The sequence below is a fragment of the Bacillus sp. AP50 genome, from assembly GCF_040492675.1.
Taxonomy (GTDB): Bacteria; Bacillota; Bacilli; order Bacillales; family Bacillaceae_G; genus Bacillus_A; species Bacillus_A cereus.
The window spans coordinates 1-12,987 of sequence record NZ_JBEUTW010000227.1; the positions used below are offsets into that span (position 1 = coordinate 1).

A 12,987-nucleotide genomic window follows, 5' to 3' on the forward strand; every position below is an offset into this window, starting at 1 on the left:
CATTTATTCTGATATAAAGAAAATATATTCTATTTACTTTCTCAATATAACATATTGGGAATAAAAATACAAAACGAAATAATGTGACATTTAAGTGAATTGAAAAATAACCAGCTCCACAGAAGGGAGCTGGTTAAGGAAATATTATTTAACAAAGCGTTTTTCAATGTCATCTAATAGTAGGTTAGCGGCCATTACGCCACCAGCTGTATTCCAAATAACGTCATCAACTTTGTATGCTTTACCATTTTTTACTGCATTTAAATTTTTAAATAGAGGATCGTTTATATACTCTTTTTCTAGTTCAGATCCTTTTTTCTCATTTCCTTTATCGAATGTGAAGTAGAATAATACGTCACCATCCATAGCAGAAATACGCTCTTTAGATACGTTACGCTCTGCAAAATCATCTTTATTTTGATCTCCAGGACGTTTAAATCCAAGTTCTTTTAAAATAACACCAGAGAATGTATCGCCATGATAAATACGAACATCACCAGGCATGAAACGAACCATAGAGATTTCTTGGTTTACTTTATCGCCAAGTTTGCCTTTTAAATCTTTTATACGTGATTCGTAATCAGCTACAACTTTTTGACCTTCTTTTTCTTTATTTAATGCTTTTGCATAAAATTTGAAGTTATCTTTCCATTCACCACGTAATGTTTCTGAGAACACAGTAGGTGCAATTGCTTTTAGTTGTTCGTACACTTTTTCGTGGCGCATTTTATTACCGATAATTAAGTCTGGTTTTAAAGAAGCAATTGTTTCAACGTTAACTTGTCCTTCATCACCAACAACTTTTACATCTTTCATTTTATCCTTAATATGTGGATACCATGGGTCACCAGTCCAAGACTTTACAGCACCAACTGGTTTCACACCTAATTCAAGTAAAGCTTCAGTTCCTTCATTTGTTAAGATAACTACACGTTTTGGATTAGCAGGAACTTCTGTTTTACCCATTGCATGTTCTACAGTAACCACTTCTTTTTTATTATCTTCTTTTGTAGATTCTTCTTTGTTATTTGATTTTCCACAAGCGCTTAAAAGCATTGAAAATGCTAGTAAAAATACAAATACTGTAAACGATTTCTTCCGCATGAAATTCATTATGTACCCCCTACATGTTGAGAATATTTTTCAATAGCAAGCATGATATTAAGCCTTTATCTTTTGATTGTCAATACATATGGGTGAAAATAATTCTCATTTCCGTTGACAATGAGAATTAAGTTGAAATACACTAACAACGTATCATTATACATTGAAGGGGAAACGCTGCATGTTATTAAAAACAAATCGAGCAAAATGGATTGGATTATTTGTTGGAATCATTGCAGTCGTTATTTGTATTTGGGGAAGTATTATTTTCGGGTATACAAATACGAGTTGGAAACTAGCATTGGATGCTTTTTTCCATTTTAACGGTTCCAATGAACATATTATTATTCAAAATGTACGTCTGCCTAGGGCGTTAATTGCAGCTAGTGTTGGTGCTAGTTTAGCCATTGCTGGTTGTCTTATGCAAACTTTAACTAAGAATCCACTTGCTTCTCCAGATTTTATTGGATTAAATTCAGGTGCTGCGTTCTTCATAGTTGTAGCAATTGTAATCTTTTCAGTAACATCATTATCAGCTTTCACATGGATTGCCTTTTTAGGAGCGGCGGTTGCAGCTGTACTTGTATTTGCTTCTAGTTCTTTAGGAAAAGAAGGAACTACTCCTCTTAAGTTAACGTTAGCAGGGGTCGCAATTAGTGCGTTATTTTCATCATTAACACAAGGATTACTTGTGTTAAATGAAAAAGCACTTGAAGAGGTATTATTTTGGCTTGCTGGATCTGTGCAAGGGAGAAAGTTAGAAATTTTACAATCTGTATTCCCATATTTATTAATAGGATGGATTGCATCTCTTATGATGGCAGGGAAAGTAAATACATTGATGATGGGAGAAGACGTCGCGAAAGGACTTGGACAACGAACAATTTTAATGAAATCATTCGTGTTACTTATTATTGTACTGTTGTCTGGTGGTTCGGTTGCGGTTGCTGGCCCAATTGGATTTATTGGAATTATTACTCCGCATTTTGCGAGATTTCTTGTTGGAGTTGACCACAGATGGAGAGTGCCTTATAGCGGATTGTTAGGTGCAATACTACTAATATTGGCTGATATAGCAGCAAGATATGTCATTATGCCACAAGAAGTACCAGTAGGAGTTATGACAGCATTTATTGGAGCTCCATTCTTTATTTATATTGCACGTAAGAGAGGGCTTAGCAAATGAAGAAGTATATTCCGTTTCGTATAGGGAAAGGCGGGCCCTCGTTTTTAATGTATAAACGAGCTTGTCTCGTCTTGTTGAGTTTACTAGTTGTTTTAATAGGATTATTTTTTGCAAGTGCAGGTATGGGAGACATGAAAATTGCTCCTTATGATGTATGGCAAGCGATCACTGGAAATGGCGATGCGATGTCTAACATGGTTGTAAATAAGTTTCGTATGCCGCGTATTTTAATTGCCATCCTCGTAGGAATTGCGCTTGCTGTAGCAGGATGTATTTTACAAGGTCTCGTTCGAAATCCACTTGCTTCTCCGGATATCATCGGGATTACGGGCGGGGCAAGTGTTGCAGTTGTATTGTTTTTAGCTATATTTAGTGATAAAAATAATGCGCTAACTGTAAGCATTCATTATATGCCGTTAGCAGCCTTTGTTGGGGCAACGATTGTGGCGCTTTTTGTATATTTATTTGCATGGAGAAATGACGGGTTATCGCCGATTAGTCTTGTTTTAATTGGTGTGGGGTTTTGGGCATTAACGAAAGCGGCAACGACTTTGTTTATGTTGTTAGCACCAATTTATCAAGCGAGTCAAGCGAATGTATGGATTACAGGTACTGTTTATGGTTCTTCATGGCAAAACGTTATGGTGCTTGCACCGTGGGTTCTCATTTTAACGGTAATATCATTTATAGCTGCTAGACATTTAAATGCGCAAGAGCTAGGGGATGATATTGCGGTAGGACTTGGTGTTCCTTTAACGAAGTCACGCGTATTCATGTTATTACTTAGTACGGCTTTAATTGGGGGAGCAGTTGCCTTCGCCGGAGGAATTGGATTTGTCGGTTTAATGGCACCTCATATTTCACGAAGGCTAGTTGGTTCTTTATACGGTGCATTACTCCCAGTTGCAGCTATTGTTGGTGCAATTCTAGTACTTGCTGCAGATTTAATTGGGCGTACAGTTTTCACACCACTTGAAATTCCAGCAGGGGTATTTACATCAGCAATTGGTGCACCTTATTTTATTTATTTACTTTATAAAAGTCGGAATTCATAAAGGGAGATGAATATGCAAAAAGCATTGGAGACGAAACGTTTGACGTTGTCTTATGGTGAAACAATTATTATTGATGAGTTGAATTTAGAAATTCCAAAAGGTGAAATTACAATCTTTATCGGTTCCAACGGTTGCGGGAAATCAACTTTATTACGTTCACTAGCTAGATTATTAAAGCCAACAACTGGTGACATTTTGTTAGATAATCAAGCTATTCAAAGTATGCAAACTAAGCAAATTGCTCGTCAAATGGCAATTTTACCGCAAGGACCGCAAGCACCTGAAGGGCTTACAGTATTGCAACTTGTAAAACAAGGACGCTATCCATATCAAACATGGCTGAAACAGTGGTCAGAAAAAGATGAGGAAATGGTACAGAAGGCACTTGCAGCAACAGGTATGACAGAATTTGCTGAGCGTGATGTGCATGCTCTTTCAGGTGGACAACGACAACGTGCTTGGATTGCAATGACGCTTGCACAAGATACAGATATTATTTTACTGGATGAGCCTACTACATATTTAGATATGACTCACCAAATTGAGGTGCTAGATTTATTATTCGAATTAAATGAAACAGAACAAAGAACAATTGTCATGGTATTACACGATTTAAATTTAGCATGTCGCTATGCAGATAACATTGTAGCCATTCAGGATAAACAAATATATGCACAAGGTAAACCTGAAGAAGTGGTAGATGAGAAACTAGTACGTGATGTATTCCGAATGGAGTGTCAAATTAGTACGGATCCGTTGTTTGGAACACCGCTTTGTATACCTCACGGAAGAGGAAGACGTGTAGTTAAAGAAGTTGCTCAGGTAATGAGATAAAAAAACGATGAGTGATTCATCGTTTTTTTTATTTGGTACAAGAAAATAAGAGGAAGAGAGGAATACGTAAGCGACGTTTATATTCTTCTTCATTTTGAAAATAGGTTGGATTTGGTGTAGCTTCTTTTAATGATGTAATGGTAAATCCGGCTTGCTGTAATAATGTGAAATAATCTTCCGTTGTACGATGATATTTAATAACTTCTTGGTCAATCCATGGTTCAACCCGTTTGCCTAGTTTAAAGTAATCATCGACGAGCCAACTCGTTCTTTTACCACTTGTTTGTAAGCTTTCAAACGAAGAAGTAATAACGGGATGTTGAACGCTAAAGGTAAAGGTGCCATTTGTTTTTAAAGTTTGAAACACATTTTGAAAAATGGCATCAAGATGTTCAATATAATGTAAGGCGAGTCTAGATGTTACTAAATCAAAAGTGGAAGAGGGGTAGGTATAATCTTTGAGGTTTAAAAAATGAACAGATCCATTTTTATTTTCTAGTTGTTTTTTAGCTTTTTCATACATAAGTTCGGAGCCTTCAATGCCGGTGTAAGAGTAGCATCCCTTTTCTAATAATTCCGCGCCAAACTTAGCATCACCACAGCCTAAATCGAGAATTTGTTTTCCTCGTACATGACCAATGAGCTGAAAGAATACTGGTTTTTCAATGGATTCATTTGGGCTATTTTCTCGGTATCTTCGTTTCATATATTGTTCGAAAAATGCTGTGTTATTGTATACATCAGATTCTGTAAATGCCATGTTTGAAACCTCCTGAAATATTTTTTTAATTCTATCAAATATGAAAAGTAAATAATAGATTTATTGTAATGAATCATATATAATCTAAAATTGTAAGCGGTTACTTTAAACTATTTTTCTATAATAAATTCTGAAAACGTGTTAAGCTAGTAGAGGGATTATTAGAACTATTAAGACAATAATCCGCTTACATGAACGATGGGAGGCTTCACGATGTCTAGTAAAACACTTGCGAAATTTTTAGAAGAAAATTTAGAGGATTTAAAATCAAAGGGGCTTTATAACGTAATTGATCCGCTTGAGAGTTCAAATGGACCGATCATTACAATTGGCGGAAAAGAATATATTAACTTATCTTCAAACAACTATCTTGGATTAGCAACAGATAGCCGTTTGCAAGAAGCAGCAATTGGTGCTATTCATAAGTACGGTGTTGGAGCAGGGGCTGTTCGTACAATTAACGGTACTTTAGATTTGCATATTAAGTTAGAAGAAACAATTGCAAAGTTTAAACATACAGAAGCAGCAATTGCTTATCAATCAGGATTTAACTGTAATATGGCAGCGATTTCAGCTGTTATGGATAAAAATGATGCAATTCTTTCAGACGAATTAAACCATGCTTCTATTATTGATGGTAGTCGTCTATCAAAAGCAAAAATTATTGTTTATAAACATTCGGATATGGAAGATTTACGCCAAAAAGCAATTGCGGCGAAAGAATCAGGTCTTTACAATAAATTAATGGTAATTACAGACGGTGTCTTTTCAATGGATGGAGATGTTGCAAAACTACCAGAAATTGTTGAGATTGCAGAAGAGTTAGATTTAATGACATACGTAGATGATGCACACGGTTCAGGTGTACTTGGAAAAGGTGCAGGAACTGTAAAGCACTTCGGTCTTTCTGATAAAGTTGATTTCCAAATTGGTACATTATCAAAAGCAATTGGGGTAATTGGTGGATATGTAGCAGGGAAACAAAACTTAATTGACTGGTTAAAAGTTCGTTCACGTCCATTCTTATTCTCTACAGCATTAACACCAGCTGATGCAGCAGCTTGCATGAGATCAATTGAAATCTTAATGGAAAGCACAGAGTTACACGATCGCTTATGGGAAAATGGCCGCTACTTGAAACAAGGATTAAAAGAACTTGGCTTTAACATTGGAGAAAGTGAAACGCCAATTACACCTTGTATCATTGGGGACGAAGTATTAACACAAGAATTTAGTAAACGTCTAAATGAAGAAGGGGTATACGCAAAATCTATCGTGTTCCCAACTGTAGCAAAAGGAACAGGGCGCGTTCGTAATATGCCTACAGCAGCTCATACGAAAGAAATGTTAGATGAAGCAATTCTTAAGTATGAAAAAGTAGGAAAAGAAATGGGCATCATTTAAGTAACGACATCTTTTGAATAGCTTGCAAATGAGGAGTGGGGAAAATGAAAAAAATTCTAGTAACCGGTTCTTTAGGGCAAATTGGTTCTGAACTAGTAATGAAACTTCGTGATGTATACGGCGCATCAAATGTTATTGCAACAGATATTCGTGAAACAGATAGTGAAGTAGTAACGTCTGGTCCATTTGAAACGTTAGATGTAACAGAGGGACAAAAACTACATGATATCGCAAAGCGTAATGAAGTAGATACAATTATTCATTTAGCAGCTTTACTTTCAGCAACAGCAGAAAAAAATCCGTTATTTGCATGGAATTTAAATATGGGTGGGCTTGTAAATGCTCTAGAAGCAGCTCGTGAATTAAACTGTAAGTTCTTCACGCCAAGTTCTATCGGTGCATTCGGTCCATCGACGCCAAAAGATAATACACCGCAAGATACAATTCAGCGTCCTACTACGATGTATGGGGTAAACAAAGTGGCAGGAGAATTACTATGTGATTATTATCATCAAAAATTTGGCGTAGATACGCGCGGTGTCCGTTTCCCAGGTTTAATTTCTTACGTAGCTCCTCCAGGAGGCGGAACGACTGATTATGCAGTTGAAATTTATTATGAGGCAATTAAAAAAGGTGCATACACCTCATACATTGCTGAAGGAACGTACATGGACATGATGTATATGCCTGATGCTTTACAAGCAATCATTTCATTAATGGAAGCTGATCCAAGTAAGCTAGTGCATAGAAATGCATTTAACATTACAGCAATGAGCTTCGAGCCAGAGCAAATTGCAGCGTCAATTCGTAAACACATTCCGACGTTTACAATGGATTATGCAGTAGATCCAGCTCGTCAAACAATCGCTGATAGCTGGCCAAACTCTATTGACGCAACTGCAGCAATGAAAGAGTGGGGCTTTAAAGCAGAATACGATTTAGACAAAATGACAACGGACATGCTGGCTAAGTTAAAAAAAAAGCTCACAGCTGAGTTAGTGATGAATTAATAGGAAGAGTCGATTCTTAGGAATCGGCTCTTCATTATTTTGGGGAGGAGAGAAGTCTTATGCAAAGAGTTGATGTCGTATACGCACTAATACATGACGAAGAAACAGATAAAATATTAATGGTACATAATGTAGAACAAAACGTTTGGTCATTGCCAGGTGGGGCTGTGGAAAAAGGTGAAATATTAGAGGAAGCACTAATAAGAGAAGTGAAAGAAGAGACAGGTTTAACCGCCTTGGCTGGGGGGCTTGTTGCGATCAATGAAAAATTCTTTGAAGAATCAGGGAATCATGCACTATTTTTTACATTCCGAGCGAATGTAGTAAAAGGGGAACTTATTGCGGAAGATGAAGGTGAAATTTCTGCAATAGAGTGGGTAGATCGAACAATTGCGAATGAGCGTTTCCCATACTATGACGGAGGATTTGAATCTTTATTAGAAGTAGCCATTCCATACAAGTTTCAACCAGAAACAAAGTAATTGAAAGAAAAAATAGGAGCCACAAGGCTCCTATTTTCTATTCAATCGTCTTCAGTAATAGTTTTTTCAGCAATGGTTTAATCTTCAATCGTAAATCTTCAGCATGATTTGCAACTAAGAAGTGATGGTTATAAATGTTTTTCATCAATTGATAAGTTGCTTCTTTCACTTCGCCTTCTTCGATGAAGATACCGATTACTTCCATACCACTTTTACGCGCGAGTTTAACAGCTTCATGCGTATCTAAAATTCCGTCTTGTTGATAGTCTAGCGCAGAAGGCTCACCGTCTGTGAAGACTAGTAAGAATTTATGTTTCTCAGGTCTTTTGGCAAGTTTTTCAGAAACGATACGAATAATATATCCGTCGCGGTTATCTTCTTCTTCACGAAGTTGCATAATTTCTGGACCAACGTTTGGCAACGTTGAGTTTTTATAATTTACAACTTCATGGATAACGTTCGGCTTATCTTCAGGTTTAGCGCTAGAGGCATCTTCCCAAAATCCGCTAATAGCGTGCGGGATTTTTAAAGACTTTAAAGCTTCATGGAATAGTACAACACTCTTCTTCGTTTCTTCCATTTTGTTATACATAGAACCAGAACAGTCAACTAATAGTTGGAATGCAACATCGAGTTCTTGTGACTCTTGTCCTTTTTTATAAAACATACGCGGTTGTTTTTCGGTATAAATACGAAGGAATTTCTTACGAAGTCTTCCGTAATATTTATCACTATTCGCATTCGTTTTATTTTCAATTGTTTTTTCGATAATTTTCTTTAATTCTTTTACATCTTTATTGACGACTGATTTGATAGCTTGGTAATCTTTTTTCTCATCTGAGTTTGGTTTGCGAGCTTCTTTAAATGTATGAGAAGCACCTACATTATACTTACCGTATGCACCGTCGTGCTGGCTAGAAGCGTGTGAAGCCCTTGCTTCTTCTGTATCAGCGCCATCAAAGTTGGATTGTGTACTTTTTTGTGAAGTACCTTGTACAGAACCAAGTGCTTGGTCGCCATCTTCTGATTCACGGGCAGTATCACCCATCATATTAGTTTTTGTTCCGCTTTCTAATTCAAAGCGTAAAAAGTTCTCGTTTTCGTTATTTTTATTTTCACGATGCCATGTGGAGAAACTTTCATCCATTTTGTTTTTATTTTCATCGTCATCTATAAGCTGCGTATCATCATTTGCTAAATCTTCGACGCGACAGTTCTTTTCGTCTGCAAGGACAGATAAGTAAAGTGGAGCATGTCCGAAATAGTTGTTAAGCATATCGCTTTCAAGAAGCGCCTCTAAGCGATAGCGAATTTTCTCAACGATATACATAATATCTTCTGTATTACGTGCTTGGAATGTTTCATGTAAAATCGCTTCAATTTGCTCAAAATATTCATTATTAAACATTTCGTATTTATCGCTCGTTAATGAAAGATAGCATAGGCAAAATAGACGATCACCGTGATAATTACGAACACGGTTTATTTCATTTTGAGAGCCGAAATAATTGCGGTACATTTCTTTTCGACGTTTAAAAACATGCTTCGTGCCAGGACGTAAGTTCTTTACGATTTCCTCAACGCGTAAATCTTCTAATAGAACAAATAATTGTGTTAAAAACTTTTTTAGGGGCGATTCTTGCAATTCAATCGCATAAGAACGAATTAAAGTCATGTCCGAGTAATGTTTATTACCAAGTGCTTTTAAGAACACTTCGCTTTTTAATCCGATTACTGTATCTTCTTCTTTTCGATCATCCCAAAAGTGACTAATGACAACTTTCTTTTCAATTTCGTCGTAGTATGCTTTATAGCCATATTCAAGATAGGCATCGTCTTCTTTTAGAAGGGCATACATTAAGTTTTCCATTTGTAGAAACAGCGACGCATCAATTTTTTTGTCACTAAAAATTTGTCTCATAAATTATCCCTCAAAGAAATAACTTTCTGCTAATTCACGGACAGTCATTTGTTCTGTTTCATCATTAAGTTTTGCAATTATGCTTCGTTCAATCGCTCGCATAACAGGAATATATACACCTAAATCACATGCGTCGATAATACCACGAATACTTGCTGCTTCTTCACTTACACGTCCATCGCGAGCTAAAGGCATAAGGTCGCTTGCAAATGCAACAAACTTTTCAATTGTTGCAACATCATTTAATTTTGATTCTGCTAATAATAGTTCTTTTAATGTATCACCTTGAATGTAAGGAACTTCAATAATAACGAAACGGTTTTTTAACGCTTCATTTAGTTCACTTGTTCCAACGTAACCTTCGTTAATCGCAGCAATTACACGGTATTCGTCATCACCGTATACAACCTCTTGTGTAAATGGGTTTGTAATCATTTTACGGTAATCTAATGCGCCGTGAAGAAGTGGTAACGTTTCAGGTTTTGCCATATTGATTTCGTCAATATATAGGAAGTGACCGTTCTTCATTGCTTTCATAAGAGGACCGTTAACGAATGAAACTTCAGATGCACCATCTTTCGTTTGTAGTGTGTTGTATCCTAAAATACCCTCTACATCTAAGTCGACAGAGCAGTTAATGCTATGCATTGGTTTTTGGAATAAAGAAGAAAGAGTTTCCGCTAGTACTGTTTTACCACTACCAGTCGGTCCTTTTAATAGAATATTCTTGCCAAGAAGAAGTGCTGTAATCGCATCTTCAATAATGCTATTATCAGACGCTTTATATATTTTCGTTCCGATTAAATGTGCATTTTCACCAGCTTCTTGCTTATTCTTTTCATGAATCGTAGAAAGCTGTTGTTTTAAATCAGCATGTATATGAAATTGTTCTAACATGTATTTCCCACCTAACATTATTTTCATAAAGTAATACATCTTATGATAACTTGTTTTAATATGGTATGCAAAGAAAAGGAAGGAGGATAAAGGGAAAAGAAAAAGCAATCAAGATGAAGTTGATTGCCTACAGTAAAGGAGAAATGAGCCTCATGAAAGACTCCAATATGCGTTTTTTTATACTTCTTTTTTGGAAAGAGTTCCATTTAATTTCAGTTGAATGTTTAAAATCTTCTTCAAAATCACGTTTAATGTCGTGAACTGTTTTTGATTCATAAAGCACGCTAATAATTTCGTAATTCAATTCAAAGCTACGTACATCCATGTTCGCTGTTCCAATAGTTGCAATTGTATCATCAACGAGTACAATTTTTGCATGCATAAAACCATCTTTATAACTGTAAATAGAAGCACCAGCTTTTAAAAGCGGAGTGAAATAGGATTGAGATGCTTGATCACTAATGATGCTATCACTTTTACCTGGATATAAAATCCGTACATCTATTCCGGCAATTGCACTTAAGCGTAATAATGTTAAAGTTTCTTGATCTGGAATAAAGTAGGGGGTAGCGATCCAAATGGATTTTTTTGCAGAGCCCATAACAGCTAATAATGTATTACGAATACTTTTATCATCGGAGCTTGGTCCGCTTGCTACGATTTGAACAGCACCTTCTGCATTTGAAATCTCTTTACCTGGGAAGTATTGTCTATTCATGAATTGATCCCAGGAATAAGTATTTAAACCACTAGAGGCATAGAGCCAGTCTTCTAGAAAGATTGCTTGTAATTTATATAATGCTTTTCCTTCTATTTTTAAATGACTATCACGCCAAACAGGAAATTTCTTGGAACGGCCAAGATATTCATCACCGACATTGAGTCCTCCGGTAAAACCAATTTTTCCATCTACAATAACAATTTTTCGATGGTTACGATAATTGACAGTTTCAAGTAACCAAGCTGAAAAAATAGGGTCAAATTCTACAATTTCAATCCCAGCTTCTTTCATAGGTTGCAAAAATCGTCGTCGTAACGTATTACTTCCAAGGCCATCATAAAGGAAGCGTACAATAACACCATCTTTTGCTTTTTGTATTAAAGCATTTCGAACTTTTGTACCAATTTCATCAGATTTATAAATGTAGTATTGAATATGTATATGATGCTTTGCCTGCTCTATAGCTCGCAAAATTTCTGAAAATGTTTGATCTCCGTTTGTTAAAAGTTTTGTAGTTGTTTTATCTGCGGCAGGACCACCTCCAAATTTTTGTATGACTTCTGTTAAATGTATGGAACGTTCATTTAGTGGGACTGTGAGTAATAACTCTAGTCTTCTTCCTTCTAATATTTCACGGAATAATTTTCTTTGTTCTTCTGAACGATGGAGATGTTTTTTTCTTCTCCAGCGGCTGCGTCCGAAAATAGCGTATAAAAGCACACCTATAATAGGAAGAAGTGCTAATACTAAAAACCATGCTAACGTACTTTGTGGAGATCTATTTTCTATAAAAATAACGAATGAAATTCCGACTATTGTGATGGACCATAGAGCACCGACAAATGTATATAACGAAATATACGATGTATTTAATAGGAACAGAACGATAGATACAATTGTAAATATTAATAGTAATTGAACGATAGGCTTCTTCATTTCTATATAATTCCCCTAATCTTTTTTCAATATAGACTTCTTAAATAGAAGATGTAATATGACATCTTTATTATAAGGTGTTTTGCTTTTTTTACAAAATATAGACATTTCACCTATACTTTCCGCATTTGTCCTACATACAGTGTACTATCCCATTTTTTATCCCACTCTTAACGCATATGAAAATGAAAAAATCGAAAAGGAGCGGAGAAACATGAATTATATAGAAAATAATGGATTGTACTATCGAAATCATCATCATGGAGGACACAATCATGGTGGACATCATCACCATGGAGGACACAATCACTATGATCACCATCATCATCACGGAGGCGGATGGGGCTGGGGTGGTGGTAGTTCATGGGGAGGCGGATTTTTCCCTGGAAGCTTTGCAGGAGGAGTGTTAGGCGGACTAACAGCTGGTGCATTAACAGGTGCAACAAGTGGAGGATATTATCCGGCTCCATATCCAGTAGCTTATCCATCACCATACCCTGTAACGTATCCAATGCCATACCCAGGTTATCAGCAAATACCATATTCGTATTAAACTAAAAAAGAGGCTATCCTCTTTTTTAGTTTAATACAGTATTTATTTATAAAATAATTCCAAAGTTAAGGTGGAAATATGTTAATATTTTGTTATTGTAATTCAAAAACATGCACATTAATGT

General features: G+C 36.1%; 12 protein-coding genes. 7 read left to right on the top strand and 5 right to left on the bottom strand.

Annotation, left to right across the window (positions count from 1 at the left end):
* Nucleotides 1-144: 144 nt before the first annotated feature.
* A complete protein-coding gene (locus ABWK52_RS17620; protein ID WP_001010274.1) occupies nt 145-1,113 on the bottom strand; it encodes an ABC transporter substrate-binding protein in 969 nt (322 codons plus the stop codon).
* Between the two features lie 172 nt (nt 1,114-1,285).
* Between ABWK52_RS17620 and ABWK52_RS17625 the strand changes: the two genes are divergently transcribed.
* Genes ABWK52_RS17625 through ABWK52_RS17635 form a run of 3 tightly spaced genes read left to right on the top strand, consistent with a single transcriptional unit; the run spans nt 1,286 to nt 4,179 of the window.
* Nucleotides 1,286-2,290, top strand: coding sequence for a FecCD family ABC transporter permease (locus ABWK52_RS17625; protein ID WP_000925232.1), 1,005 nt, complete (start codon nt 1,286-1,288; stop codon nt 2,288-2,290).
* On the top strand, nt 2,287-3,345 hold the full coding sequence (locus ABWK52_RS17630; protein ID WP_000760071.1) for a FecCD family ABC transporter permease: 1,059 nt from the start codon (nt 2,287-2,289) through the stop codon (nt 3,343-3,345). Before ABWK52_RS17625 ends, ABWK52_RS17630 begins: the two co-directional genes overlap by 4 nt.
* 12 nt (nt 3,346-3,357) lie before the next feature.
* Nucleotides 3,358-4,179: an ABC transporter ATP-binding protein gene (locus ABWK52_RS17635; protein WP_001167963.1), complete on the top strand. Its 822-nt coding sequence runs from the start codon at nt 3,358-3,360 to the stop codon at nt 4,177-4,179.
* A 28-nt stretch (nt 4,180-4,207) separates the two neighbouring features.
* Here the strand turns inward: ABWK52_RS17635 and ABWK52_RS17640 are convergent, their stop codons facing one another.
* Nucleotides 4,208-4,939 carry a class I SAM-dependent DNA methyltransferase gene (locus ABWK52_RS17640; protein WP_061655586.1) on the bottom strand — a complete coding sequence of 244 codons (732 nt, stop codon included), beginning with the start codon at nt 4,937-4,939 and terminating at the stop codon, nt 4,208-4,210.
* A gap of 213 nt (nt 4,940-5,152) precedes the next feature.
* Here ABWK52_RS17640 and ABWK52_RS17645 point away from each other — a divergent pair, with 213 nt between their 5' ends.
* The 3 genes from ABWK52_RS17645 to ABWK52_RS17655 are packed head-to-tail and all read left to right on the top strand — an operon-like array spanning nt 5,153 to nt 7,835.
* The gene (locus tag ABWK52_RS17645; RefSeq protein ID WP_000095905.1) at nt 5,153-6,343 is read left to right on the top strand and encodes a glycine C-acetyltransferase; all 1,191 of its coding nucleotides are present in this window, start codon (nt 5,153-5,155) and stop codon (nt 6,341-6,343) included.
* Between the two features lie 44 nt (nt 6,344-6,387).
* Nucleotides 6,388-7,353, top strand: a complete 966-nt coding sequence (locus ABWK52_RS17650) for an L-threonine 3-dehydrogenase (RefSeq protein WP_098508756.1) — start codon at nt 6,388-6,390, stop codon at nt 7,351-7,353.
* 59 nt (nt 7,354-7,412) lie between these two features.
* On the top strand, nt 7,413-7,835 hold the full coding sequence (locus tag ABWK52_RS17655) for an NUDIX hydrolase (protein ID WP_001189940.1): 423 nt from the start codon (nt 7,413-7,415) through the stop codon (nt 7,833-7,835).
* A gap of 37 nt (nt 7,836-7,872) precedes the next feature.
* Here the strand turns inward: ABWK52_RS17655 and ABWK52_RS17660 are convergent, their stop codons facing one another.
* The 3 genes from ABWK52_RS17660 to ABWK52_RS17670 form a co-directional block, all read right to left on the bottom strand.
* On the bottom strand, nt 7,873-9,756 hold the full coding sequence (locus tag ABWK52_RS17660; RefSeq protein WP_098508754.1) for a vWA domain-containing protein: 1,884 nt from the start codon (nt 9,754-9,756) through the stop codon (nt 7,873-7,875).
* A gap of 3 nt (nt 9,757-9,759) precedes the next feature.
* Entirely contained in the window at nt 9,760-10,653 is an 894-nt protein-coding gene (locus ABWK52_RS17665) for an ATP-binding protein (protein WP_000892973.1), read from the bottom strand.
* 127 nt (nt 10,654-10,780) lie between these two features.
* Entirely contained in the window at nt 10,781-12,310 is a 1,530-nt protein-coding gene (locus ABWK52_RS17670; RefSeq protein WP_000743032.1) for a cardiolipin synthase, read from the bottom strand.
* 214 nt (nt 12,311-12,524) lie between these two features.
* Here ABWK52_RS17670 and ABWK52_RS17675 point away from each other — a divergent pair, with 214 nt between their 5' ends.
* Entirely contained in the window at nt 12,525-12,863 is a 339-nt protein-coding gene (locus ABWK52_RS17675) for a hypothetical protein (RefSeq protein ID WP_001106403.1), read from the top strand.
* Nucleotides 12,864-12,987: the final 124 nt, after the last annotated feature.